The organism is Paenibacillus sp. FSL W7-1088 (assembly GCF_037969855.1).
Taxonomy (GTDB): domain Bacteria; phylum Bacillota; class Bacilli; order Paenibacillales; family Paenibacillaceae; genus Paenibacillus.
In genome coordinates this window covers 1182169-1208319 of the sequence record NZ_CP150216.1, presented here as the reverse complement: position 1 = coordinate 1208319, position 26151 = coordinate 1182169, and the positions used below count along the sequence as shown (strand labels likewise).

The following is a 26151-nucleotide window of genomic DNA, read 5'->3' as shown; positions in this document are numbered from 1 at the left end:
TAGTCGTCAATTATTTGCGCGATGTGAAACGAAATTTGGAGTTTTGTAAAGTTTCCTGTCAGGCTGTCAGAGCGGCTTTGATCTGTTAGAATAGCCTCATTACGGTTGATAATACAAATAGAAATGGTGAATTCCCTTGTACTCTGCCGCTAGAATGACCTGTGATTAGATATGTTTAAACTTATATATTTAGAGGAGATTGTAAAATGACATCCATACCAACTACGGCAAACGTCGACATCATGGTAACCAGTGACCTTCATGGAGCCATTCGCCCCATACATTACAACACCAATGCTTATCGCCCAGCCGGACTTGCTTTGCTCGCTTCGCTGATCCGACGTGAACGGGAGCGTTCACCCGAACTGCTGCTCGTGGATAACGGCGATCTGCTGCAGGGCTCTCCCTTGGCCTCGTATGCTGCTTCCTTTGTTTCGAATCACGAAGTGCATCCCTTCATTAATGTTCTGAACGAACTGGGCTATGATGCAGCCGTGATGGGCAATCATGAATTCAACTACGGCCAGGACTTGCTGCGTAAAGCCGTTGAAGATTCCCATTTTCCTTGGCTATCCGCAAATATTGTTATGAATCGTCACAAGGAAGACTACGAAAGTTTAATTGAACAACACAGCGCCGACGATCATCCGTCGTATAGAACTTATCAGGATGACACGGTCGTGATCCATTCATATGAAGGGAATCCTGAAAAAGAAACACGGGTCATTGCACCTATTGGAGCAGGCATACCCGCCTTCGGTCCTCCCTATCTGATTAAAACCTTGTCTTCAGGCGTTAAAATTGCTTTGCTGGGTGCAACGACGCACTATATTCCGAACTGGGAGCATCCGAAAAATATAGAAGGTTTACAGTTCCTTGATGCTATGGAGACTATTCGTGCGTGGGTTGGTTATATTCGTGAACATGAACAGCCGGATGTGCTCGTGGTCAGTTATCATGGTGGTTTTGAGAGCGATCTGGAGACGGGCGAACCTGCCGAGCGGTTAACCGGAGAAAATCAGGCGTACGCCATCTGCCGTGACATTGATGGGATTGACGTTCTTCTTACCGGACATCAACATCGTCAGCTTACCGCTAACATTCATGGAGTGAGCGTGGTTCAGCCTGGATTTAGTGGGAACGGGGCAGGTCATGTATCCGTCCAGTTGGAGCGGTTATCGAATGGAAGGTGGCAGATTGCAGGCAAACAGGCTCGCTTGTTGCTCTTGGATGAAAATAATGACGCAGAGCCCGATGCGGCTGTTATGAAACTGACGGATGAGTTGGAAGCAAAAGCACAGGCATGGCTGGACCAGCCGATTGGCGAGGTGGCCGGAGACCTATCCATCACCGATCCTGCCGCATTGCGGCTCGCAGCGCATCCCTTCATTGCTTTTGTACATCAGGTGCAGATGGAAGCAACGGGAGCTCAAATCTCCAATACCGCATTACTCAGCGAAGAAGCGCGTGGGTTCGGTTCCCTCATTACCGTTCGGGATGTGTTGTCCAACTTTATCTATCCCAATACACTGACAGTGCTGGAGCTTCGTGGTCAGGACATTCGGGATGCATTAGAGCAAACGGCGCGTTACTTTGAAGTGGAGGCTTCAGGCGAAGTAGTCGTTAATCCTGCTTACATGCAGCCGAAACCACAGCATTATAATTATGACATGTGGGCAGGCGTCGAATATGAGCTGGATATCTCCAAACCTGTGGGAAGTCGTGTGGTGAAGCTGGAGCGTGAGGGCATACCTGTTGCGATGGACGCGACGTATTCTGTAGTGATGAACAGTTATCGCGCGGCAGGTGGCGGTGATTATGCGATGTATCCAGGCAAAAAGGTACTTCACGAAGGCGCCACGGATATGGCGGCACTGGTGGAGGATTATATTCGCAGACATCAACCACTAACAGTGGAGCAGGCGAATAACTGGAAGGTAATTTAATTTTCAAAAATAAAAGTCAAGCCAGTATGTATTTTTAAAAAAGTACAATCACTAAATTCGATAGTGTGGGAAATCCATTAGCTAATGTTCTAGGGCGTGTCTTCAAACAGTTTGAAGACACGCCTTAACTACAAGTAACGGTTTAGTATACTATTAATCATTTTAATTCACTCCAACTCTATTAACTTACGGATAGTTACTTTTATGAAACCATATCTTTTATTCATAGGTTTCATTAAGTCCCCGACGTTGAAGTGAATCGAAAAAGTGATGTTTGTTCTTACTAATCAAACTTTGGGTTATTTGTAGTCCAATCTGATGATCAGTTTCGGAAAGTTCAAGCATATCCCGAATTATATTATATCCATAATTAAACTCATAAAACTTATTCGAATATGGTTCAATGTATAGCGTCTTCTCTTCTAACTTCAAAATATGCTCCAGTTGAGTACCTTTGGGAACATGATCTAATCGAGTAATTATAATTTGGGTAATATTAGGATTAATCTTATGTTCGTTCAACTCATCAAAAATATCAGAGACTACCTGACCATATCTTGTTGCAATAGTATGAGGGATGCCTTTATACTGCACAACGATGTTATTCACTTGAACCTTTTGATAAGGTTGATTTGCTAAATGCCTTCCATTCCATATTTGTCCAAGGGGAACTGCGATGTATGTGGAAGCGATAATCATGAGAATGAAAAGCAATATTTTTTTTTGTCGGCGAGGCCAATCGACCCCTCTCCAACAATAGATGGCCAGCATCAGTATACCAAGAAAAAATATCGACAGCATATTAATCATATCAGGGTAATCTGGATACATAAAATTCAGAGTTGGCGCAACGTACCGAACACTCTCCAGTTTATAACCATGCATTAAAGTGAGGAGCATGTACACAGATACACTGCATAGAATAGCCATTTTAAAAGGTAATAAAGAAATTACAAACGCAAAGCTGATTGCGAAGTAAGATAATCCGAAAATAACAAACACAAGCAGATAAACTGGAGTGTCTTTAAAGATTTCATGAACCGTGAAAAATAAGAGGGTTGAGGCTGGAAGCGTACAAAAAAAACTAAATAACCATGACTGCAAAGTTCTCCGTATAGGGTTCCAGTTGGTAAGTCTTATCATATGAACCATATGGTAACGCTTAGGTGAATTCAATATAACAAGCGTCATGGTGGACATGAAAAGTCCATATAAAGGTATGGTAACAGGCAATTCATCTATGAAAACTACAAATTTGCTCAAATACAAAATGAACAGTCCCATGTAGAAAGCCCAGATATGTTCACTACGCCATAGGACCTTTAGTTTTAAAAACCATAACCGTATCATGTGCGTACAACCTGCTTTCTGAACAACATTGAGCTGATCAAAAGCATGAGGGCTACCCACAAGACTAAGACATACCGTTGAAGCATAAAATTCGGCTGTAGTATCATTTCCGATACATAATCTGGATTAAACCAGATCGCAAACATTGGTTGTCGGACATATTGAATACTGATAATCAAGTAAATAAAAACTAAAATAGTACTGTATATCGTCCTCTTAAAAATAAGTGAGCATAGTCCAGTTAACGAGACAACAAAGGATACGGTTAAGATGATTTGCAAGAGTGTAATTAACCATAAGAGATTAGGACCTTGGTTTGATAATGCAAACCAATAAATAGAATCGATCAGTATCAAACTCATGCTTATTCCGGCCCCAACCGCTACAAGCTTAGAGATTAAATAATTTGATGGGATAATTAGATAAAACATGATCGTTTTCAGTTCAAAGTCTCTTAGTTTTCCGCCCCAAACAGCATTTACGAGAACGGGGACTAGAGGCGTCACAATAATCATTTGGAGCTGAAGCATAGAAAGCCAACGATTTTCAAAGTGGGTCTCTCCACTCATTTGTGCCAAAACAAGTGGGATTATCGTTGTGAGAAAAAAAACAATGATAAGTAGCATGCGATGTTTTAGCAAAGATTTAAACGAAAAATGAAGTTGTACCATAAATTCATTCAATGGTTATACCTTCTTTCTATTCGTATAAATATAGGCGTGCTCCAAAGTAGGCTCTAATAAAAGGCTGCCTTCCAACGGGGTATCCGATAGATAGCGAATATGTACACCACTTGCAGTGACCTGTGTTGAGATGATTAGTGCACCTTGTTTTTGAAGCTTCTCTGTCACATTCTCTCCGCTGTAAAGCCACACCTTACCCTCGACCGATTTGATGAAAGCAGGGATATCTCCAAAGTAGTTAACATTCCCTTGGTGCAGTACAAGAACAAAATCTGTTGTAAGTGCAACATCTTCTACAATATGAGTGGAAATAATAATAGACCGGTCTGTTGCAAGAGTTGTTAACAGTTGTCTAAACGATACACGCTCATGAGGATCAAGTCCAACAGTAGGTTCATCAATCAAAAGTAACTTGGGGTTGCCGACAATAGCCTGGGCAATACCTAAGCGTTGCTTCATACCTCCAGACAAAGCATTGAATTTTTTGTTTCTTTGCTCCAGTAATCCAACCTGATTGAGTTTTTCTTCAATTTCTGTTATCCGCTGCCTCCCATGAATATTTTTCAAACGACATACATATTCAAGAATCTCCTGCACGGTCAAGTGGGGAAAAAAATCAAACTTCTGTGGCAAGTAGCCAATCTGTTTTCGAATCGTATGTAAATCCTGAACGACATCCATGCCTTCATAGTCTACTTGACCTGTATGGGGGGCAATGAGCGTGGAGATGATTTCGAGCAATGTCGTTTTTCCTGCTCCATTTTCGCCTAGCAAACCAAGTATTCCAGTATTCATTTCAAAAGATACATTCTGGAGAATAGGCTTATCGTAATGTTTCGAAAGATTTTGAACGCTCAATTTCATAAATACTCACCTGCTACCTTATTTTTATTTTGACATCTAAGTCCTTAGATACATAATTCAATTTTTTCATCAACCAAGCTAGGCGGAAGTGGATCATGAGAGATGATAATAATCGCCTTATTGTTCTCTTTCAAAGAGTGCATCAATTCAAAAAAAGTTTGTTTATGCATCGCATCAAGCGCAGAAGTGACTTCGTCAAACAAGTATAATTCTGCATTTACTAGCAGTCCTCTAGCCATGGATAACTTCTGTTTTTGACCAACAGATAGTTCAATTCCATTAATACCGATTAAAGTATTATAATGATGATCTAGTGAATCAATAAACGAAGCAATACCAACCATTTCACACACCTTGCGTAGTTCTCTCGAAGTTGCTTGAGCGTTCCCCAGTAAAAGATTCTCTCGAATTGAGCCAGAAATGACTTGAGGTTCTTGAGTAACGAAACATACCTCATTACAATATACAGAACGAGGGATATCATTAATATCTGATCCCTTATAACGAATCTCACCTGTATAGTTCCGATACAACCCTGCTAGAATTTTTAACAAGGTTGATTTCCCGCTCCCGTTTGCCCCAGTAATTTGAAGAATTTTTGATCGAGAAACAGAAACGGTTAATTCATTAATACACCTAATACCGACTTCAGCATAGCTATAGGAGAGATTTGATATTTCCATGACAGTTCCAGTAAAATCAGTCAAACTTTTCGGATGATATTTACCATTCTCATTGCTATTTTTTGATGCTGCAGCCGGAATATTATCCATTCGATTTATAGAGACCACGGTTTCCTGTACCAGGACGTTAAATTGAGAAAACCTTAACAGAGAGTAATTGAAATTGCTGGAATACGTTGTGAATGCTACAAGTTCCCCCAGAGTAAGATTGTGGTTTCCAATATAATAAAGTCCACCCAAGAGAATTGCTATATATGAAATAAAGTTTAGGCCTTCTACTGTACCACTAGAAAGAATGGTTATCCTGTTCTTTTTTAATGATGACGATTGATAACTACTCAATTCCCCTTCAAACTTTCGAAAGATCAGACCTTCTGCATGAAAAACTCTAAATAGCGTGAATTTCTCCAAGGTCTCATTCAATAAATTAAGATAACTATCTAATTTCCGTTTAACTATCGTGTCCATAAATTTTATTTTTTTTCCAAATACCAAGAATGATATAAGTAATATTGGCCCAAGAAGAACTAAAATTAATGAAAGTTTCAGATTGATTTTAATGAGTATAATAATAATAAAGATGAAACTGATACTATCTACGAGAAACTTAGCTAAGTCCGTTACGGCAATTGAGAATGCTTTTGTATCATTTTCAACTTTGTTAATTAGCTCTCCCTTGGGGAGCGATTCGAAGATGTTCATAGGAAGAAAGAAGATACGTTTAATTAGATCCGTCTTTAAACTGAATTGAATTTTATAAGAGATACTCGCTACTTTATATTTGCACACCAAGTTAAAAAGAAGATTCATCAAACAAACAATAAAAATCAAAAAAACGATAAAAAAAGCATCCTTAATCTGGTTAGAACTAATCAAATCAACGAACTTTCCAAAAAGGATAGGCTGCATTATTCCAAAACACAGAGGAAGCCCCATGAATAACAAAATTGTCACAATCTCACGATTATAAGGGAGCAGTCTTTTATATATAAAAGCAAGACCTTTCATAATTGAATCTCCTTAGAAATACCCTTTTAAAAGTTAACCTAGCAATATCTCTTTTTCTTCTTCTGTCAAAGTTAAGTAAAGATGAAAAATGGAGTGTAATTGTGTTTTGGTAAGCCTACAATAATCCACCGGTGGTGATGTTACAGCTCCAGATAACTCATAGTTCTCATGATGACAGCCACCGCCACACAAATTTCTAGCCCAACAATAATTACAATTTTGCCGATTGGATGTATGTGCTTCTAGAAGAAATACATTTTTCTTATAATGATCAATATCAGAGTATACGTTGCCCTGTTTGTAATTTTTATTGTTAACGAAGCGATGACACGGATAGAGATCACCATGAATATCAACAGCATAAAAGTTAACCTCGGCTCCACACGAATAGGTCGACTCGAAACCACTATGTAATCTCTGTAAAAATTTCATTACATTATTTATCTTTTTAGCCTTACTATATTCCTTCGCTTCTATAAGTTTTAGAAAATACTGTGTTAGAACCTCAAATTCTACACCCAAATCTTCAAAACTCTCTCTGTTAAACATTTGCATAGCAGGTGCTAAAAAAGCACTTCGAAAATTCAAAGAAAATAAGTGTTGGTATATTTCTGTATAGTTCGTATTTGCGGGAGTAAGTGTAGAACGAACCCCCAACTGATTTTTGTTCCTGAGCTCTTCCGTACGATTCATGATTATTTCGTAACTACCTTTTTGGTTACCATAAAATCTATTCTCATCATGAGCAGACTTCTGGCCATCAACACTAATTTGAACATAGATATCATGAGCACGAATAAAGTTAATGATTTTCGGAGTAATGAGGGTTCCATTACAAGTCATACTATATTTAATTTTTTTATGATGTGTCTCCGCTAGTTTATTAGCATATTGTACAACTTGCTCGATTGTTTCAAAATTTAATAAAGGTTCCCCGCCAAAGAAAACAAGAGTCAATTCTTCAATATTTCCTGAATTCTGAATTAAAAAATCCACAGATCTTTTCGCAGTTTCGAAATTCATTTTTCCTTTTTCATTGTACTCGCCATCTCCAGCATAACAATAGGTACACTTTAGATTGCATTCTTGTACCATCATAAGTGTTAGAGCGCTGATTGTTTGAAAATGGGCTGTCTCAATTTCTTTAGTTTTTCTTTCTTGATTGATCATTTCATTCTCGATCAGAGAATCAATGACTTCGAGAAACTCTCCTTTCTCTAATGGTGAAGGTAATTTATTGTATAATACCGATACTGTTTCATTTTCTGACTTGAGAATCATCTCTAAATTGTTATCAATTTCATATAATGCATTACTCTCTGGAACGTATGCATATTTAGTAGAATTATGTTTTAGAAGCATAACATCTCCTGGTGTGATGCGTTCTTCCCAAACATTTGTTAATTCGTTCATTTCCTTTGCTCCATTCTATACGTTGTAAGTTATTCTTGATAAAATAACGCTCAAAAAACCCAGATTATTTCTTAGAAAATCTGGGTTCTTTGCTGAGCAGTGTGTCTAGTAAAAAGCTCACTTCTCACAATCTAACCATCAGAATCTTTGGTAATGCATGTTTCCCATCCACCTGAACATCCCCAGTCAAGTGCATCACATTTTACACAGTAGTCCTTTGTATCACATGTCCAACATAACTTTGAGTCAGAGGAACCCTTAGCAAATCCCTTGTTGATCTGTTTAAGCATATCTCTCCCTCCCTTCATTTAGATTAACAACCAAATTTAATTAAATTGTATTTGCATAATAAATTATCCAGTAAATTCATTAATTAAACAGTAATAATTATCACTTACATTTCTTCATGTTCGACCATTAAAAGGAACATTGTTGTAAAAAAGAGCAGAACCTTCATGTACGAAGGTTCTGCTCTTTCCATTTCGTATCGATCTAACCAGGGTAGAGGCAAGTGCGGCAAGCAAAAGAATCGTCACCCACACCAGTAAAAATTTGCCATGATCAGCGCGAATTTGTAATTTTTATAGAACATCCAGCAGGTGGACGATGCCAGGATTGGAAATTGATCGCATTAATTATGCCTCTGCTGTCATTTGACCTGTCTTTTCCCCCACCGAAACCAATGCCCCACGCTCATCCGCCGAGCGCATCTCGGCTTCAATTAACTCAAGCGTGCCTGTTGCGCTCTCTGGGGTACATACAGATACAGGCGTACCTGCTTGAACAGACTGGATAAAATATTTGAGCTGGTGATAATATCCCGAGTCGGGTGACAGCTCAGCGACGAAGCCGGGAGCATTGTTCGGATTTACTTTCAGCTCACCATTCTCAAAGACCAGATTCCCCTGCTCCAAATTAACCCGATACGTCATGGAGAAACCGTAGTCTCCCCCCAGTGTCCAGTCGGCTTGGGCATTCAGCACTTTTCCGTCAGGGTATACATAATTGGTGGAGACGGTATCATAGCCACTTCCCGGAATGACGTTGCGAGCCAGCGTGGATACTTGATCCGGTTTGCCAAACACCCAGTGAATAATATCCGCATCATGGATGTGCATGTCTAATATGCAGCCACCGCTTTTCTCCCCATCCAAAAACCACTCTTGAGGCAAACCTGAACCCCTGAAGAAATAACCTGCGTTGACAGCTCCATAGCGACCGTCTTCTACAACGGATTTCAGATACGCATAGGCTGGCCAGAAGCGTAAACATTGACCAATCATCAGTGTTTTCCCAGTCGCTTTGGCTGTCTGCGCCATCTTCCAGCCTTCCGTCGAATGGCGAGCAACCGGTTTCTCACACAACACATGATAGCCTTTCTCCAACAAGGAACACGTTAGTTCAGCATGTAGTGGTGTAGGCAGCGTAATATCAATGATATCCAGTTCTTCTTGTTCCAGCATCGCGTCGATGTTGTCGTACAAACGATAAGGTGTGAGATCATATACTTCTTGCTCTGTTGCCATATTGCCGGCCGCTTTACCGTTCTTCAGTTCCTCTATTCTCAGATCGCAGATGGCTACCAATTCCACGGGTTCCCCTTCTGAGGCAAGGCGTACATAGTTATCAAAATGCATACGTCCCATAAACCCAAAACCGATCAATCCCACTTTTAACATATTTCTACCTCCCATATAAAAATAGAATTTATATTCTTATAAACGTTGTTATCTGAATTTATTACTGAGAACGTCCAAGAATGGCATCCATCGCTTTGGATGTATTGAATATGATCTGTTTCGAATGATGAGTGTAAGGCGGAATCATCTCGGCAGTCACATAGTTGTCGTAACCAATGGCCTGTAGTGCTTGCATCACCGCAGGATAATTCACATCTCCAGCCAGCAAATCCACAAATCCATGAAGCCCTCCCGCTTGACGACGGTAATCCTTGAAGTGCACCTTCTTAATCCGGTGACTGAGAATGCGAACCCACTGCTCCGGGTAACCGTTCTGTACGACATTGCCCACATCGAAATACGAACCTATATAATCTGAGCTAAAAGAATCAATAAAGGTACGCAGCTCTAGCGGCGACACCAAAAATTTGTTCCATACGTTCTCAATACCAATCGATACTCCTGCACTTTCCGCATACGGCAGCAGATGCGCAAGGGCTTCTTGCGCCCGTTCATAGGCAACTTCATAATCCGTTACTTCGCTGTCTGGAATAAAGTCCACACCAACCGCACCCGGAATAACCAGAATGGTATCCACACCAAATGCCGCGGCAAGCTCCAGCTGTTTTTTACACACATCCAGTGCTTTTGTGCGAATCTCCGGACGGGCGCTCGTCATCGGGTAATCCCAGTACAATCCAGTTGCAAGTCCCGCGATTTCGAGTCCAGCCTCTTCCAGACGTCCTTGAATATCACGAACCTCCTGATCCGTGGCAGACAGACTCAGCTCGCCTTCTCCATTAAGCGAAAGTTCAATCCCCTCAAAGCCAGCTTGCTTCGCCGTCTGAATACAATCCGCAATAGAGGCATCTCCTGCAAACGACCATATGTTAATCCCTTTTTTCATCCGAATACCCTCCTTCAAAATATGAAAACCTGTTCTTCAGCATCGCATAGCTATCCCAATTGAAAATAACCAAATCGGCTGGGCAAATGAAAGTTCACAGCCCCCGTGGGCTGCCATGCCTGATACTCCCGATCTCCCTGCACATTCTCATCAATACGGTAAGCGTTGACCCTCCAGCATACGCCTTTAGTCAGGGGCGACTTGAAGTTACTCGCTGGAATATGGATCACATACACCCGATGGCCCTGACGATCCACTTCTACAGCCGTTTGCAACCCCTCCAGCTGCCAGGTTACATCTGCCTTCAATTCGGAACCTTCGCTGTTATTGTGAATGAGCGCATCAAATATTACGTTGTGCGGACTGACCTCCAGTTCGATATAATTCCTGCCATCGCCCTGTTCATCAATGAACAGTTCAACCACATCCTGCTCATACAATGGCTGATCCCTTTCCGTGAAATCAGATACAACGTGATCATCCTGGCATACAAAGCGAATATGCAAATATTCGGGACTCCAGCCAAAACGGACTTCTGTGGATTGATGAGGTGGCCTACCTGTTACCGTGTCCACCAGTTCCACTGGAACACATCGTTCCCAATCCGCAGTCGAGGGGAATCCATGCTGTGCAACTGACCTAAGCGGTTCGCAGCAATAACTCGTGCTCCGTTCCACAGGGAGAGAGCGCATCGTAATCCTCTCCTTTTTTAGCTTAATCCGTGATGTTGTCTCTCTCGTAAGAACATGTGATAATACATATATTATAAATAAATTACGCAGTTATTTATTTAGGAGATAAAGAGATTATTTGCACAATTCCGTTCAGTTTTAAATAGATCTATTTGGGCCAATCTCATCGAAAAAGGAGCTGGAATTTATGTCTCTCCAGCAAGCGGTATATCCTCTGCAACGAACCGTCACTTACAAGGAATGGTCTCCCAACGTACATTATGCTCAGTTCCAGAGCCTTCCTCCCGGCAAGCTGGCAAAGCGGCGTCTGTATGACTTTGAACTTCTGTACGTCTCTCAAGGTAAAGCTGCAACTTATATGAACGATAAACACCATATTTTGAAAGCTGGTCAGCTAATTATGCTGCCTGCCGGTGTCTATCACCAGAATGAGGTGGTTTCCAGCCCGGAAGCACGTTTCATTGGCATTCATTTTGATTTCTTCAACGAATTGACCATTCAGACCGAGGCAGATATGGTTGTTAACGAAGAGACTGTTCTGCACCATAAATTCGCAGTGGAAGCTTGCGCAGAGGGCATGACGCCGCTATCTATCAACCCGGTGTATACCCCTTCTCCAGCTGCGGTGCAGCTTATGGAGCAATTAGTACATGAATTTACGATGCGCCCACCGGGATATGAACTGGTATGTAAAGCCCTGATGCTGCAAATATTGACCCATCTACTGCGTTCATCCTGGCGAAGTTCATCAAGTCATGATTCGGTACACGGAGAGAAGCTGCTCGAACTCATGAAACGTATAGAGGTTGCCCCATCCGACCCGTGGACCAATTCGAGCATCGCCAAACAATTGAACCTGAGTGTGGATCACATGGCCAAATTGTTCAAACAGGTTGCGGGCATGCCTCCCAACGAATATATTCAATCCATACGCCTAAGCGAGGCACGCAAACTGCTGCGGGAAACGGATTATTCCATTGAGGCTGTGGGTGTACAAAGCGGTTACCCAGACATTCATTATTTCAGCCGTATGTTCCGCAAATATGAGGGCATTTCCCCCCGGGAATACCGGAAGTTGTCCAGAATGCTGTGAAAAAAACGGTCATCTTCCGCTCGATAAGCGAAAGACGACCGTTTTTATAACTTCTATCCATATTTGATTCAATATTTGATTGATTTTTATTCTGCACTAAAGCTTTTGGCCCATTCAGCGACCCTCTGACTACTTTCTTCTTCTGATAAATCTTCAATTCGAGTTAGAATGGACCACCTTACTCCAAAAGGATCTACTATACTTCCAAAACGATCACCTGAAGCAAAGTTTATAATTGATTCCCGTACTTTGGCTCCTCTTGATACCGCATTTTCGATTACTTTATCCACATTCAAGACGTAAATCCCCAAAGAATAACATGCATTGTCTTCATCTGGTGGCAGAGCCAACTGATATGCTGGATTCGCTGCTCCTAGCTGCAAAAAACCATTTCCAAAATCTAATTCCGCATGAACAATCATTTGATTTCCATCCCCATCGGAATGTTCGGTAATGTCTTTCACCCTTGCATTGAAAACATTTTTATAGAAAGTGATTGCACCAGAGGGATCTTTCACTGTTATAAACGGAGTAATAGATGTAACACCGTTGGGCGTACCATTCGTTGTATATTCGCCTGAGACTGCAGTGTATTTTGTGTTTTCAGTCATAATTACCCACCTTTAAATGATTTTAATTTATTGATTTTAGGCTTATTTATCAAGTGATCCCAGTATCCATCTCGGTAATCCCTGATTGTCATCATTATAAAATAACTACACTGACATCTACTGTCAGTGTAGTTATTAAAGTTGATAGTATTCCATTAACTCGGACACAACCGCAACAAGTTTGTCCTTTAAACTCGGTGGTTCGATGACTTGAATGGACTTACCGTAGGATAGGAGAAAATATGGAACATAGGTATGAAGTGAATTTTCCTCAAGTAAAAAGATGGCTTGGTTTGAAGTCCGTTCTTTCAAATGGTGTCCCATAAACCAATGCAAGCATAAGTCATCCAACGCCTCTGGCCTTCCTGTGATAATTAACTGAATTAATCCATCCTTGTCCACTACATCAGGTAATAAATTATGCATAAAAAATTCACGAGCTGAGAAAGTTTCGGAACGCTTAAATTTATTTTGAGTCCGCTGGATTTGTAGAATCCGTTCGGCCCGAAAGCTGCGAATCTCATTCCTTAGATGGCAAAATGCAATTGTATACCACTTATTGTTCCAGTAAACCATTCCATAGGGATCGATCACCCTATTCTCCGATTGTTCTTTATGGCTTGCGCGATAATCGATTTCTACAGAGAAATCGTTTGCCACAGCCTGCTCCAATTCCATCAACACAGGCTGAATGGAAGGATCTCCCTTGCGGCTGATCACATCAAATCCGGCTAAATGACCACTAAGTATACTTTCTTGTTCCTGATTTGAATATCTTTTCAACTTTGATGTTGCATGCTCTAACGCCTCATTCAAAGGGTATCCCGATTCTTTTGCAAAAACAGCAGCTTGAAGAAGCGCTTTTTTCTCTTCAATATCAAATAACAGAGGTGCTGTGATAAAAGTATTCAGTAAGCTATACCCGCCATGATGGCCAGCGTCTGAAATTATAGGCACTCCACTGGCACATAATGCATCAATATATCGATAAACGGTCCTTATATTTATTTCTAACTTTTCTGATATTTGTTTTGCAGTTATTTTCGTGCCTGAATTTAGCATCCATAGAATGGCTAACATATTATCGTTTTTTGGCATACCATAGCCCCTCGGTTTTAATTTTTTTCTCAACTGGTATATCAACAGCTCTTTTAGTAAAAAAGAGTTCCCTCCGCCCAAAACTGGACACAGGAACTCTTTGGTTGATCGCTATTATATTTTGCCATTGGAAGACTGGCGGAATATACAGCGGTACGGAACGATCATTTTGACAGCCACTTCATATGAATGATCCAGATAATCGAGCAGCTGTTTAACCGCGAACATGCCCATCTCCAGCTTGGGTACATGAATGGTCGACAACGGCGGAGAGGTGAATTCGGATATTTCAATATTATCTACCCCAAAAAAAGCGATATCCTCCGGAATGCGGAGCCCCTGTTCGGTTGCAGCACGCATGGCCGCAATCGCCATCATATCACTGGCTGCAAAGATGGCTGTAGGTCTGTTCGCATTGTTGGTAAATGCCTGCTTGGTCAATTCATAACTCAGCGAAACATCCCATTTCACATCGATCACCCAATCATTATCAATAGGTAATCCCGCATCCGTCATGGCACGCCGATAACCAAGAAACCGTTTTTCCTCACGAAAATCATTCTTGAATTCTGCTCCGCCAATGTAGGCAATGATCCGATGCCCTTGGGCAATCAGATGATTCGTTGCCTCCCTCGCCGCCTCTTCACGATCATAACCGACGACCGGAATGTCCGGGTCCGTAATATCCACACCCACAACAGTTCGGACATTAGCCTTGAGCCAGCGATAGGCTTCCGGATCAATCCGTTCCACCACAATCATGCCATCAATCTGATGTTCCTTCACCAGAGACTGCAGCTGCACGATATCCCCATCGTTTTCGATGCTGTACACAAATTCCAGACGCATGCCTGCTTCAGCAAGCTGCTTCTCAATCCCTTCCATAATGACTGAAAAATAAGGACTGTTGTATTTATTTTGGGGAATAGCCACCACACAGCCGATCGCATATGCCGTCTTGGGCTGGACCTTTTTCTTCTTGGCCGGACGCTGTGAACGATAGCCAAGCTCCTCAGCGGTGTCCCATATTTTTTTGCGGGTTTCATCGCTGACCGATCGATTGACATCGTTCTTCATCACACGTGAAACGGTAGAGATTGATACACCGACGCGGTCTGCAATATCCTTCAATTTTGCCATGTGAAGTCCCCACCTTTCCTCTACCTATGTATTTAGACCCCATTCGTATTGGGGCAATTTCATCTCTGTAAACACAAATTTGCGGCAAATATAATTCTATATTTCTACCGGTCAGAAGTCAATGAAATGGTGCACGGGCGCAGTCTTTTATAAAATAATAGCGGCAGTCAGGGAGTTTGCTTTCCCCCATAACTGCCGCAATTTTAATCCTTTTTAAGAAAACGTATGAGGCTCTTCCCTCTTCCCACTCTTGATCGGCTTCATTCACTTATTGCATCTTGGAGGCCAAATCCTTAAGCGCTGCGTTCAGATCACCATCTCCGGCAAGTGGAAGTTTGAGTGATTGCTCACCATACGTCCAGACCAGATCGGTTTTCTTGGTTGTAAAGGGAGAGACAATGCCATACTGCTGCGCATCCAGGAAGATTTTATTATCTTCGCCTACAGTGGCAATATAAGCATCCGCTGCGGCCTTGTTCGCCGGAATCGAGTATCCCTGCTTCGCCAGTTCGGTCTGTCCTTCCGGACCTGCTAGCCAAGCGAGCAGCTTGTAAGCCGCCTCTTCATGCTTTGTATTGGAACTGATGGCAAGACCTGCTGGCTGAACAACGGTTTGGTTCGTTTTGAATTTTGGTAAATAGGAGATACCATAATCCACACCAGCCTCCTGGTAGTTGGTTGTATTCCAGCTGCCACCCGGATTCATCGCTACTTTGGATGTCGTAATCGCAAGATTCACCTGTCCACCCAAACCTTCAATCTGTGCAGGTGTGGTGTTGATCTTTTTATTTTTGGTCAAGTCGATAAAATAGTTCAGCACTTCCATCGCTTCAGGTGTCTCCAGCGCAAGGGAACCATCGTCATTCACCAGCTTCGCACCATTGGACCACAACTCCGGCTCCAGGAACCAATCCATCGTTGATCCTGGTGAAATGGACATGCCCCACTGTACAATGTTTCCGGCGTCAAAACCCGCTTCGTCTGCGCTTTTTCCGTTCTTATCCAGCGTCAGCTTGGTTGCAATGTCGGTAATTTCATCCCACGTTGGCTCAAGCGATGGAACGGGTGCTTTATGAGGATTCGTGGCTTCATTCTCAAAGATCGCTTTGTTGTAATACCATACGATGACGTTGGCATCGATAGGCAAGGATACTTGTTTACCCTGGTACTGATGGAGACCGAGCAGACTTTTGTCCACATTGTTCAGATCAAACTGATTTTCCGCGAGCAAGCCGTCCAATTCCTTGAAAATGCCCAGCTCGGCGTATTTCTCCACGTATGCATAACTCGTTTTGAACACGTCCGGAAGTGTGCCCCCAGCTGCATTGGCTGTTAGTCCGTCCCAGTAGCTGCCCCAATCCTTGCCTTCGAGTTTGACCTTAATATCGGTATTGGCCTTCATGAACTGATCCAGCAGTTCCTGTGTACGATGAAGCTCTTCTGCCGTCCCCCACTGGGAGTATGTGATCGTTACAGGTTCACTCTGGCTGCTGCCGGAATCAGAAGAGTCGGCGTTTTCGGACGATCCCCCATTTCCACATCCACTGATCACCACCATTGTAGCCAGTACAAGTGCCCATACATTGAATAGCCGTTTACTCTTCGCTCTCATATACACAGCTCCCCTTTAAGTCATATCAATAAGTCCTGTTCACCTGAAAACCGGAAAGCAGGCAGCCACTCTACCCTTTGGTGCCCGTAAGCACCACCCCCTCGACGATATAACGTTGTGCAAACAGATACAGCAGACCAATAGGTACAATACTGATAAATGCACCTGCAGCAAGCGCCGGCAAATCCTGGCTCGTCTGACCAATTAACAGCTGCAAGCCTACGCTCAGCGTAAACATTTCTGCATTTTTGATATACAGGAACGGCCCCAGAAAATCGAGCCAGGAGTTCACAAAGGCAAAAATAATAGTCGTCATAATAATGGGTTTGGACAGCGGCATAATGACTCGTGCATATACCGTCCAGCGATTGCCGCCATCGAGATATGTAGCCTCGTCCAGCTCCTGGGGAATCGTCATGAAAAACTGTCGGAACAGGAAGATATAATAGGCGCCTCCGAGCCAGGCTGGCACAATGAGCGGCAACCAGGTATCAATCCAGTTCAGCTTGGAAAAAAGGACGTACGAGGGAATCATCATAATGGATGGAGGAATCATTAAGGTAACAAGTACAACCGGGAACAGAATATTCCGGTACTTGGTTGCAAAACGGGAGAAACCGTAAGCCACAAGTGAACTGGACACCACCGCCCCCGCTGCAACAAAAAAGGAAATGATAAATGAGTTCTGAATCCACTGCCACATCATCGGCTGCACAGCGAACAACCGTTCAAAGGCTTCCAGACTGAATGTGTCCGGCAGGATGGTTGGAGGTACCTTGTAGGTTTCCGCTTTGGTTTTCAGCATGGTCGAGAGCATCCATACCAGAGGCCCTGCGAACAGCATTAATGCTGCAATCAGCATGGTATATTGGGACGCTTTTACCGCTATTTTTCGGCTGTTCATGTAACTCTCCTCCTATCGTTCTCCCTCGTAATACACAAAGCGGTTTGAAACTTTCATCAGGATCAGGGTGACAAGCGAGATCACGGCGAACAGGAAAATCGACTGCGTCATCGCCATGCTGAATTTCAGATCGGTAAAGGCCGACTTGTAAATATTGTAGACAAACGTATAAGCAGAGTAGTTCGGACCACCCTTAGATAGCAGCAGCGCTTCCGTAAACATCTGAAAGTTATACATCGTCTGAATAATGATGACAAACAGGATGGAAGGACTGATCATCGGCAGTGTAATTTGGAAAAATCGGCGAATCCCGCTTGCACCGTCAATTGCAGCAGCTTCATACAAATGTCTGGGTACATTTTTTAGTGCAGCCAGGAAGATCAGAACCCCGCTGCCCGAGATCCAGACCTGAAGCATGATGATGACCGGCTTAATCGTATGCTCCCCGCCAATCCAGTCCACTTTGCCTATACCCAGCGCGCCAAGTCCGGCGTTCAGGATGCCGAATTCGGAGTTGAATACCAGTCGCCAGATAATAACCGTTGCCACAATGGGCACCAGGGTCGGTAAATAGAAGAAGGTACGGAACAGGGCAATACCTTTGACATTAAAATTAAGCAGCATGGCCAGACCCAGCATACCCGCCGTTACGATCGGAACACCGAATACCACGAAAAACATCGTGTTCATCAAGCTTTTCAGGAAGATGGGATCATCCATCATGTGCGTAAAATTATCAATGCCGACAAAATTGAAGTTGGTCGCTCCCGGGAGTCTCGCATCCGTAAAGGCGTAGAAAACCGAAGTCCCGAAAGGAAACAGGAAAAAGGTGATAAATCCGATAATCCAAGGCAAAATGAAGAGAAAAAACAGCAGTGTGTCATATTTTCTCAACCTGTTCATGATGACACCCCTCAGCCTGAAATTTCTTCTAAATAGACGTACCGTTCTTCCAAAATAGATTTCTCTGCCGCCAGAGCAATAAGCAGCGCGTTACGACCAACCTGAGCACTAGCAAAGGGCTGTCTGCCTTCCTGTACACATTTCAAAAAATCAATGCGCTGGGTCTGTCCACCCGTGTGTCCACCCATAATGGAATCCGACGTCACATCAATCTCGAGATGGTCCTTCGTCCAGTCCTGCCCGCCAACGATATCAATCGTTTTGTCATTACGGGCAACCATTTGGCCGCCGTTCTCTCCGATCAGGCCAATCTCAAGCCCTTCTCCCATCAGATTGCGCGGTTTCAAATACATGCACAGGCCCAGATTGGCCTTGCTGCCGTTATCATAATCAATGGTGATAAAGGCATGGTCGACGATGGAGGTATCCGAAATTTCTTTCGTCGGGTAGTGACTGTATGAATTCTGAATCCGATTAGGCTCTCCTTGCTTCATGACATGCTGGCCTCCAGAGGCAAACACGCGGACAGGCTTCGCCTGGATCATCCAGTTGAAAATATCGAAGTGATGACAATCCTTCTCTACAATCGCTCCCCCAGACTTGGTCTTGTCATAGAACCAATCCGCAGGCGGGAACGGATCACGGAATTCCTTGCACCACATCAATTTCACGTCACCAAGACGTCCGCTCTCCAGTTCCTTCTCCATTCGGCGATACAGATTCGAATACCGATATACCAATCCGATCTGCAATACCCGTCCCGAGGCTTCCGCCGCTTCTATAATGGCATCACAGTCCTCAATGGTATGGGCAACCGGCTTCTCCAGAAATACATGCTTGCCTGCTTCCAGAAAAGCGACTGCCACTTCACGATGCAAATAGTTCGGTACACTGATGACCACCGCATCCAAATCTTCCTTGGCAAGCAGCTCACGATAATCGCTAACGATGGTAGGATTACTGTTCTTAAGTTCAGCCAGCGTACGTGCCACATTGGCTTCATTCATATCACAGATATAACGAACCTCACTATCCTCAAGCAAATCAAAACCAATGCAATGATGTGACCCCATGTCTCCTACACCGATAAAAGCCATTTTTATCTTCCCCATGCTTACACTCTCCGTTGCTCGTTAATTTGCGGCAAATGCCATGAAGCCAATTCAATGTCAATAAATCTAACAAGACTGTGACTATGTAACGATAGTAAAATAGTTTTAAATCCTTGTCAATTGATTTTGGCTAAATTTTAAATTATTTTGCGGCAATATATTTGCAGTGCATTTTACATACTACTAAACAGTATAACTCTTTATTCATCATAAATTAAGCGTTTACATTTTTATTGTATTATCATATACTTTAATTTGTATTCATTTTTATTTGCGGCAAATATTATATTATTCCCATGTGTACTCATGTTCAAAATTCAATGGAACACGCTTATTTTCAATAGAAAACACAATAAATTCTGGAAAAAATTCTGTTGAATCTCCCGTATCCATCCCCTATAATGCAATTTAGACACAGAATCCAAGAACTAAAAATACATTTTAAATTTGCCGCAAACCAAAATCACATCTTTTTAGTTGTTTATCCCCCGATTACTACCATGACTCTTACATAAAACGTTACTATTCTGCTGCTTCATGCGGATCAGAAAGGAGTTGAGCTCTCCTAACGCTCCCCTCATAACGAAATTCGGGGTGGGCAGAACGAGGTATCATTCAAAATCCATTATTCAGGAGGTATACCATGACAAGATTATTTGATAAAAGCAAGCGGAGCCTTGGATTGTTTTTGGCTTTTGTCCTCATGATTACCCTGCTATTGCCTGCGGGAGCCTTACCCAAAGCCTCTGCTGCAACCATCACCATTGATGGCAATATCAACGACTGGAGCAGCGTTAGTGCTCTCACCACCAATAGTGGCACTGCCCAGACGCTCAAGGTGACCAATGATGGAACCCATCTCTATCTGCTTATTCAAGGCTCTGGTCTGAGTACAACGATGGGCAACTTCTGGATCAATACCGATAACAATACGTCAACGGGTTACCAGGCTGCGGGTTGGGGAGCTACAGGTGTGGAGTGGCTGCTTGAAAATACGGGGTTATACCGCTATGGCGGCAGCGGAACCGACTGGGTCTGGAACTTCAACAGCACGTTGACCAGCTCCCAATTCTACCGCAGCTCCACCGTCATTGAGGTCGCTATTCCTCTCTCTACACTGCAAATCAGTGCAGGCAGCACCGTGCGAGTCGGGTATATCGACAACAGCTCGGATACGTCGAGATTGCCCGCGGCTGGACAAACACTGCCCGCTTACCTTTTGACCTCGGCTGGATCAGGTGGTGGTACGGGGAACAATACCGTAGTGAATCCCGTAGAGCTGGACAGCCCACTCAACAATCCATTCAAAGGCTGGGCGCCTTCGGCCAAGAGCACCACATATGCACAGCCACACAGGCTTGTATATGCTGGTGTAACTTGGAAGGAGCTGGAGTCTACCAAAGGCACATATGATTTTAGTGCAATTGAAGCCGCCAACAATTTTGCCTACTGGAAAAGTAAAGGGGTCAAAGTGGTGTTTCGCTTCATTCTGGACAGCCCGACAGGACAGGCTCACCGGGATATTCCCGACTGGCTCTACAATGACATGGTTGCCCGCGGAGAATCGCCTGGAACCGTATACAACGATACAACCGGAGGCATGGGTACGGGAAACAACATGGGCTTCTCCCCCAACTACAACTCCACCTATCTGCAAGAACGGCACAAATTAGCTATCGAAGCCATTGCGGCAAGGTACAACACGAATGATCGTCCGGTCGCCTTTGTCCAGATCGGTTCTCTCGGACACTGGGGCGAGTTCCATACGTGGCCTTATGTCGGACCTAATGGTGAAACCAATTACACAGGTGCTTTCCCGACCAATGACATCTCGAACAAGTACGTTCAACATTATATTGATGCTTTTGCTGGCAAAGAGGACAAAATGCAGGTTCTGATCCGGCGCAGTATCGCCCTCGCCAAAACCAATAACAAAGGCATGGTCATGGGCATGTTCAACGATGTGTTTGGACATAAAGACAGCTTTGATGCCGATTGGGGCTGGTACACAGGTACCCAGAACGGTTATTGGGATGATATCGGCCAGCAGCAGCCAGGACATCCGAACTTCTGGGAGACACGTATCTCAGGAGGCGAATTTTACGGGGGAGCTTCCGGCATGCTTGCGGCATTAACTACCGGCAGCGGATTCACGGAAACGTTGCGTCAAACGGAGCTTAGCAAACCAAGTTGGCTGGGACCGAATTCCCCTGCCTCGCTTCCTCTAAATCATGCCTTACAGGCCAATATGGATGCACTCAAGAAACGAATGGGTTACCACTTTGTCGTGAAGGAAATTTCGCATCCATCCACCATTAGCGGAAGCACGTTTACAACAACGATTAAAGTGGAGAATAAAGGTGTACAGCACTTCCCATTTGCGTGGCCGGTTGAAATTCAACTGCGCAGCGGCAATACCGTGGTCGCCAAGAAAACAACAACCGTTAATCTGACCACGTGGAAAACGGGTACCTACACCCTGTCCGATTCCATTCCGGTCTCCGGTCTTGCTGCCGGAACCTATGATATCGCGATTGCGATCATTGACCCGGAAACGAATAAACCTGGCGTAGACTTTGCCAATACAAACAAGCTGACCGACGGCTCGTTCAAGCTGAGCAGTGTAACGAAATAAATTACCACAAGCTACAATTCATATCCAATTCAAATGCAAAGAGCAGGAATGCAGGGCACCATGCCCTCCATACCTGCTCTTTCTTTTCCGGGTATAAGAAACTGAACATTCTTTACCAGGATAGCTGGAAACTATCCAATAGAGCCTACAGAAAAGAGCATGGTCGCCATTGTTCTTGGTCCATGCTCTTCTGCGTTATTGCGCCTTGTTCCGCAGCTGACTGTAATACAGTTCGCTGTAGAAGCCACCTTGTTCCAGCAATGCGTCATGCGAACCTTGCTCCAGGAGCTGACCATCCTTCAGTACAAGAATACGATCGGCTTGGCGGATCGTGTTCAGTCTGTGAGCGATAACAAAGCTGGTGCGGCCTTGCATCAGGCGCTGCAGCCCTTCCTGGATTTTGATCTCCGTCACGGTATCGATACTGCTGGTCGCCTCGTCCAATACAAGGATGGACGGATCGGCCAGAATTGCCCGGGCAATCGCAAGCAGCTGCTTCTGTCCCTGACTGATGCCACTTCCGTCGGCCTGAAGCACTTTATCGTACCCGTCCTTCATCCGCATGATGAACGAATGAGCATTCGCCAGCCTTGAAGCAGCTTCCACCTCTTTGTCAGTCGCATCCAGACGGCCGAAACGGATATTTTCACGAATCGTGCCCTGGAACAGGAATGAATCCTGAAGGACAAATGCCATATGTGAGCGCAAATTCTCGCGCCGAATGGTCGTAATGTCACGTCCATCCACCGTTAGTGTACCGGATGTAGGATCATAGAAGCGGGATAACAGCTGAATCAATGTTGTTTTCCCTGCCCCGGTCGGACCTACAAGAGCAATCATCTCACCCGGCTTGGCTTCAAAGTTAATTTCATGTAAAATATTGCGTCCTTCATCGTATCCAAAGGATACCTTGTCGAAGCGAACGGCTCCCTCCACCTTTTCGAGAGATACTGCTGCGCCTTCATCCTTCGCTTCCTCATCCTCATCCAATACCTCGAACACACGCTCTGCCCCGGCAATCGCAGACAGCAACGTATTCCACTGGTTGGCCAGATCGTTGAGCGGACGGGTAAACTGACGGGCATATTCTACGAAGATGATAATCACGCCGACGGTAACGGAACCTTGAATCGCCAAGATCCCGCCAATGCCTGCGACAATCGCAAAGCTCAGGTTGTTCAGACCATTCATCAGCTTTGGAATAAAACCGGAGATGGTCTGTGCCCAGAAACCGGACAACCGGATCTTCGTATTTCGTTCCTCAAAGCCGCGAATGACCCGCTCCTCCTGAGAGAACGCCTTGATAATCTTCTGCCCGGACAAGGTTTCCTCAATGTACCCATTGAGTTCGCCGAGATTACGTTGACGCTGTTTGAACAACGGTCCGGTTCTGCGCGTTATCCAGCGCATGCCGATAGCCATCAGTGGTACCACGATAAATGTAAGTAAGGTCAGCAGCGGACTTAACCAGAGCATCACGCCAAACGTTCCGATCAGTGTTAACACACTGGAGAAAATCTGGATGGCCGAGCTGTTCAGCGTACCGCTGACATTCTCAATGTCGTTGGTAACCCGGCTCATGATCTCCCCCTGCTGACGCTTGCCGAAGAATGGAATCGGCAGTTTGTGCAGATGGGAGAACAGATCATACCGCATGCGGAACACGGTCTCCTGTGCAATTTCGATCATCCATATATTTTGCAGCCATGACGTCAGGGAGAAGAAAACGTAGACTGCCACCAGACCCAATAAAAATGTCGTCCAGCTGGAACTCGTTGCTTCTCCATCAATGAATTTATCCACGGCCACACCGACCATATAAGGACCAAGCAAAGCGAGTGCAGAACTAGCAAATACCATCAGCAGCACCATCGTCAGCTTGACCTTGCGACGGGCCAGATACGTCCAGATTCGGCCTAACGTACCAGACCAGTTCTTCGCCCTTGCCTTCGGCTTGCGACCTCCTCCTGCCTTCAGCGTATCGGGATCAATCGGAGGCGGGGGCTGACGGAAAGGTTCAATGAATGCTTTGAACATGTGGTGTACCCTCCCCGTATTGTGATTCATAGATTCGGCGATACAATTCGGATGAATCCATCAGATCCTCATGTTTCCCCTGTCCAATCAGACGCCCGTCGTCCAACAACAGAATCAGATCCGCAGAGGTGGTTGAGCTGATCTTCTGCGTGATGATAAACGTTGTACACGACAGCTCTTCCAGTGCGCCCAGCAGCCTTGCTTCCGTGGCTACATCGAGCGCACTTGTACTGTCATCCAGAATCAAGATGCTTGGACGACGAATCAATGCACGGGCAATCGAGAGCCGCTGCTTCTGTCCACCCGACAGATTGACTCCTCGCTGACCCAGCTGTGTATCATAGCCATTCGGCAGCTTCTCAATGGTCTCGTGAATCTGGGCACGCCGCGCTGCTTCCTTGATCTCTTCGAGCGTTGCGTCCTCCCGGCCCCAGGCGATGTTATCCCGTACCGATCCGGTAAAGAGGACCACCTCCTGCGGCACATAACCGATAGCTCCGCGCAATGTGGCTATGTCCAACTGTTCTGCGTCATTACCATCGATACGAACCTCGCCGTGATCTTCGGTATAGAGCCTTGGAATGAGCTGTACCAGCGAGGATTTACCCGAGCCTGTCGCTCCCATGATGGCGATACGTTCACCTTGTTTGGCTGAGAACGTAATATCCTCCAGCACGGTAATTTCACTGCCCGGATAACTGAACCCTACACCCTGAAAATCAACTGCACCCTGGATCACAGGATTCCCTTTACCCGTTTTTGCAGAACGATCTGTGTCCATGGATTGACCCGAATCCGAAACTTCCTCCGTGTCAAAAACTTCGTTAAGCCGTTGTGCCGAAGCACTCGCTCTGGAGAAGGTCACCAGAATCCAGGACAGCGCAGACATGGCGCCAATGGTGCGAAGCAGATAGTTAATAACTGCGACGACTTCACCCACGGTTGCACTTCCGGTAGTGATGTCACGTCGTCCAAACCATAGCACGGCGATGATACAACCATTCATCATGAGCAGCATGAATGGCATCGTCGTCTCCGTCAGGCGCAGCGCGGAGATCGTGCCCTTCATCAGCTTGCCGCTATATCCGGCAAAGCGTTCAATCTCGTGGCCCATCCGGACGAATACACGGATCAGCCGAATGCCTGTCAGATTTTCCTGGATGACTCCGTTGACGGCATCCAGTCTGCGCTGCACATTGCGGAACAGCAGCGCTGCCTTTTTGATCATCCAGATGACAAACACGAGCAGTACAGGCACCATCACAACAAGCAGCAGACCCAGCTTCGGATTTACCACAACCGCCATGATCATGCTCCCAATCACCACCAGCGGTACACGTGTCATGAATCGCAGACTCATAAACACCGTATCCTGCACCTGTGTAACGTCTCCGGTCAACCGGGTAATCAGGGATGATGTGGCAAACCGGTTAAACACTGCATAAGAGAACGCTTGCACTTTGTCATACAGCTTCTCCCGCAGATCGTAACCGAAGCCGAGACTCGCATGTGACGCAAAAAACGAACTCGCAATTCCCGCGGCAAACGCCACAACGGCACTGCCCACAAGCACTCCACCCCATAGCCAAACCACTGACAGATCTCCTTGCTGGATACCGTTATCAATGATCTTTGAGATTAAATAGGGTTGAGCCAATTCGACCGTCAATTCAATCAGCATCATGACCAGTGCTGCGATGGCGGCGACTCGATACTTCTTCAAGTAGTACAACAGCTTGATCATAACCATTCCTCCGGCCCAGAGCGTTTCATCTTCGTGA

20 protein-coding genes are annotated in these 26151 nt (G+C 44.6%); 3 read left to right on the top strand and 17 right to left on the bottom strand.

Annotated elements, in window-relative coordinates:
* Window positions 1–206: 206 nt before the first annotated feature.
* Window positions 207–1946, top strand: a complete 1740-nt coding sequence (locus MKY42_RS05455; RefSeq protein ID WP_339849377.1) for a bifunctional UDP-sugar hydrolase/5'-nucleotidase — start codon at window positions 207–209, stop codon at window positions 1944–1946.
* Window positions 1947–2165: 219 nt separating this feature from the next.
* Here the strand turns inward: MKY42_RS05455 and MKY42_RS05450 are convergent, their stop codons facing one another.
* The 8 genes from MKY42_RS05450 to MKY42_RS05415 all read right to left on the bottom strand — a co-directional run bounded on the left by MKY42_RS05450 (window position 2166) and on the right by MKY42_RS05415 (window position 11225).
* The gene (locus MKY42_RS05450; RefSeq protein WP_339849374.1) at window positions 2166–3209 is read right to left on the bottom strand and encodes a hypothetical protein; all 1044 of its coding nucleotides are present in this window, start codon (window positions 3207–3209) and stop codon (window positions 2166–2168) included.
* Window positions 3210–3292: 83 nt separating this feature from the next.
* Window positions 3293–3979, bottom strand: coding sequence for a hypothetical protein (locus tag MKY42_RS05445; RefSeq protein ID WP_179265697.1), 687 nt, complete (start codon window positions 3977–3979; stop codon window positions 3293–3295).
* Between the two features lie 3 nt (window positions 3980–3982).
* Window positions 3983–4843 (bottom strand): ATP-binding cassette domain-containing protein, encoded by an 861-nt coding sequence (locus tag MKY42_RS05440; RefSeq protein WP_090893734.1) that lies wholly within the window; start codon window positions 4841–4843, stop codon window positions 3983–3985.
* A gap of 44 nt (window positions 4844–4887) precedes the next feature.
* A complete protein-coding gene (locus tag MKY42_RS05435) occupies window positions 4888–6534 on the bottom strand; it encodes an ABC transporter ATP-binding protein (protein WP_179265698.1) in 1647 nt (548 codons plus the stop codon).
* Window positions 6535–6567: 33 nt separating this feature from the next.
* Window positions 6568–7947: an SPASM domain-containing protein gene (locus MKY42_RS05430; RefSeq protein ID WP_090893728.1), complete on the bottom strand. Its 1380-nt coding sequence runs from the start codon at window positions 7945–7947 to the stop codon at window positions 6568–6570.
* 635 nt (window positions 7948–8582) lie between these two features.
* Window positions 8583–9626 (bottom strand): Gfo/Idh/MocA family oxidoreductase, encoded by a 1044-nt coding sequence (locus tag MKY42_RS05425; RefSeq protein ID WP_090893726.1) that lies wholly within the window; start codon window positions 9624–9626, stop codon window positions 8583–8585.
* A 61-nt stretch (window positions 9627–9687) separates the two neighbouring features.
* Complete coding sequence (locus MKY42_RS05420) at window positions 9688–10533, bottom strand: sugar phosphate isomerase/epimerase family protein (protein ID WP_339849364.1); 846 nt, start codon at window positions 10531–10533, stop codon at window positions 9688–9690.
* 50 nt (window positions 10534–10583) lie between these two features.
* Window positions 10584–11225, bottom strand: a complete 642-nt coding sequence (locus tag MKY42_RS05415; protein ID WP_090893722.1) for a carbohydrate-binding family 9-like protein — start codon at window positions 11223–11225, stop codon at window positions 10584–10586.
* Window positions 11226–11412: 187 nt separating this feature from the next.
* Between MKY42_RS05415 and MKY42_RS05410 the strand changes: the two genes are divergently transcribed.
* A complete protein-coding gene (locus MKY42_RS05410; RefSeq protein WP_339849361.1) occupies window positions 11413–12318 on the top strand; it encodes an AraC family transcriptional regulator in 906 nt (301 codons plus the stop codon).
* A gap of 86 nt (window positions 12319–12404) precedes the next feature.
* Here the strand turns inward: MKY42_RS05410 and MKY42_RS05405 are convergent, their stop codons facing one another.
* The 7 genes from MKY42_RS05405 to MKY42_RS05375 all read right to left on the bottom strand — a co-directional run bounded on the left by MKY42_RS05405 (window position 12405) and on the right by MKY42_RS05375 (window position 19698).
* Window positions 12405–12929 carry a VOC family protein gene (locus MKY42_RS05405; protein ID WP_179265701.1) on the bottom strand — a complete coding sequence of 175 codons (525 nt, stop codon included), beginning with the start codon at window positions 12927–12929 and terminating at the stop codon, window positions 12405–12407.
* A gap of 135 nt (window positions 12930–13064) precedes the next feature.
* Window positions 13065–14027 carry a YafY family protein gene (locus MKY42_RS05400; RefSeq protein WP_339852728.1) on the bottom strand — a complete coding sequence of 321 codons (963 nt, stop codon included), beginning with the start codon at window positions 14025–14027 and terminating at the stop codon, window positions 13065–13067.
* Between the two features lie 114 nt (window positions 14028–14141).
* On the bottom strand, window positions 14142–15167 hold the full coding sequence (locus MKY42_RS05395) for a LacI family DNA-binding transcriptional regulator (RefSeq protein WP_339849350.1): 1026 nt from the start codon (window positions 15165–15167) through the stop codon (window positions 14142–14144).
* Window positions 15168–15435: 268 nt separating this feature from the next.
* Window positions 15436–16779: a sugar ABC transporter substrate-binding protein gene (locus tag MKY42_RS05390; RefSeq protein WP_109997834.1), complete on the bottom strand. Its 1344-nt coding sequence runs from the start codon at window positions 16777–16779 to the stop codon at window positions 15436–15438.
* A gap of 70 nt (window positions 16780–16849) precedes the next feature.
* Entirely contained in the window at window positions 16850–17683 is an 834-nt protein-coding gene (locus MKY42_RS05385) for a carbohydrate ABC transporter permease (protein ID WP_090893710.1), read from the bottom strand.
* A 12-nt stretch (window positions 17684–17695) separates the two neighbouring features.
* On the bottom strand, window positions 17696–18586 hold the full coding sequence (locus MKY42_RS05380; protein ID WP_072735121.1) for a sugar ABC transporter permease: 891 nt from the start codon (window positions 18584–18586) through the stop codon (window positions 17696–17698).
* A gap of 11 nt (window positions 18587–18597) precedes the next feature.
* A complete protein-coding gene (locus tag MKY42_RS05375) occupies window positions 18598–19698 on the bottom strand; it encodes a Gfo/Idh/MocA family oxidoreductase (RefSeq protein ID WP_109997833.1) in 1101 nt (366 codons plus the stop codon).
* Window positions 19699–20341: 643 nt separating this feature from the next.
* Between MKY42_RS05375 and MKY42_RS05370 the strand changes: the two genes are divergently transcribed.
* A complete protein-coding gene (locus MKY42_RS05370; RefSeq protein WP_339849340.1) occupies window positions 20342–22333 on the top strand; it encodes a DUF4832 domain-containing protein in 1992 nt (663 codons plus the stop codon).
* 195 nt (window positions 22334–22528) lie between these two features.
* Here the strand turns inward: MKY42_RS05370 and MKY42_RS05365 are convergent, their stop codons facing one another.
* The gene (locus MKY42_RS05365) at window positions 22529–24370 is read right to left on the bottom strand and encodes an ABC transporter ATP-binding protein (RefSeq protein WP_090893704.1); all 1842 of its coding nucleotides are present in this window, start codon (window positions 24368–24370) and stop codon (window positions 22529–22531) included.
* Window positions 24351–26114 (bottom strand): ABC transporter ATP-binding protein, encoded by a 1764-nt coding sequence (locus MKY42_RS05360; protein WP_090893702.1) that lies wholly within the window; start codon window positions 26112–26114, stop codon window positions 24351–24353. Before MKY42_RS05360 ends, MKY42_RS05365 begins: the two co-directional genes overlap by 20 nt.
* Window positions 26115–26151: the final 37 nt, after the last annotated feature.

Excerpts from the sequence above, each read along its gene's own strand:
- MKY42_RS05425 (WP_090893726.1), bottom strand. The coding sequence starts at position 9,626 with ATGTTAAAAGTGGGATTGATCGGTTTTGGGTTTATGGGACGTATGCAT.
- MKY42_RS05390 (WP_109997834.1), bottom strand. The coding sequence starts at position 16,779 with ATGAGAGCGAAGAGTAAACGGCTATTCAATGTATGGGCACTTGTACTG.
- MKY42_RS05415 (WP_090893722.1), bottom strand. The coding sequence starts at position 11,225 with ATGCGCTCTCTCCCTGTGGAACGGAGCACGAGTTATTGCTGCGAACCG.
- MKY42_RS05365 (WP_090893704.1), bottom strand. The coding sequence starts at position 24,370 with ATGTTCAAAGCATTCATTGAACCTTTCCGTCAGCCCCCGCCTCCGATT.
- MKY42_RS05395 (WP_339849350.1), bottom strand. The coding sequence starts at position 15,167 with ATGGCAAAATTGAAGGATATTGCAGACCGCGTCGGTGTATCAATCTCT.
- MKY42_RS05405 (WP_179265701.1), bottom strand. The coding sequence starts at position 12,929 with ATGACTGAAAACACAAAATACACTGCAGTCTCAGGCGAATATACAACG.
- MKY42_RS05380 (WP_072735121.1), bottom strand. The coding sequence starts at position 18,586 with ATGAACAGGTTGAGAAAATATGACACACTGCTGTTTTTTCTCTTCATT.
- MKY42_RS05375 (WP_109997833.1), bottom strand. The coding sequence starts at position 19,698 with ATGGGGAAGATAAAAATGGCTTTTATCGGTGTAGGAGACATGGGGTCA.
- MKY42_RS05360 (WP_090893702.1), bottom strand. The coding sequence starts at position 26,114 with ATGATCAAGCTGTTGTACTACTTGAAGAAGTATCGAGTCGCCGCCATC.
- MKY42_RS05410 (WP_339849361.1), top strand. The coding sequence starts at position 11,413 with ATGTCTCTCCAGCAAGCGGTATATCCTCTGCAACGAACCGTCACTTAC.
- MKY42_RS05440 (WP_090893734.1), bottom strand. The coding sequence starts at position 4,843 with ATGAAATTGAGCGTTCAAAATCTTTCGAAACATTACGATAAGCCTATT.
- MKY42_RS05435 (WP_179265698.1), bottom strand. The coding sequence starts at position 6,534 with ATGAAAGGTCTTGCTTTTATATATAAAAGACTGCTCCCTTATAATCGT.
- MKY42_RS05420 (WP_339849364.1), bottom strand. The coding sequence starts at position 10,533 with ATGAAAAAAGGGATTAACATATGGTCGTTTGCAGGAGATGCCTCTATT.
- MKY42_RS05455 (WP_339849377.1), top strand. The coding sequence starts at position 207 with ATGACATCCATACCAACTACGGCAAACGTCGACATCATGGTAACCAGT.
- MKY42_RS05385 (WP_090893710.1), bottom strand. The coding sequence starts at position 17,683 with ATGAACAGCCGAAAAATAGCGGTAAAAGCGTCCCAATATACCATGCTG.
- MKY42_RS05370 (WP_339849340.1), top strand. The coding sequence starts at position 20,342 with ATGACAAGATTATTTGATAAAAGCAAGCGGAGCCTTGGATTGTTTTTG.
- MKY42_RS05400 (WP_339852728.1), bottom strand. The coding sequence starts at position 14,027 with ATGCCAAAAAACGATAATATGTTAGCCATTCTATGGATGCTAAATTCA.
- MKY42_RS05430 (WP_090893728.1), bottom strand. The coding sequence starts at position 7,947 with ATGAACGAATTAACAAATGTTTGGGAAGAACGCATCACACCAGGAGAT.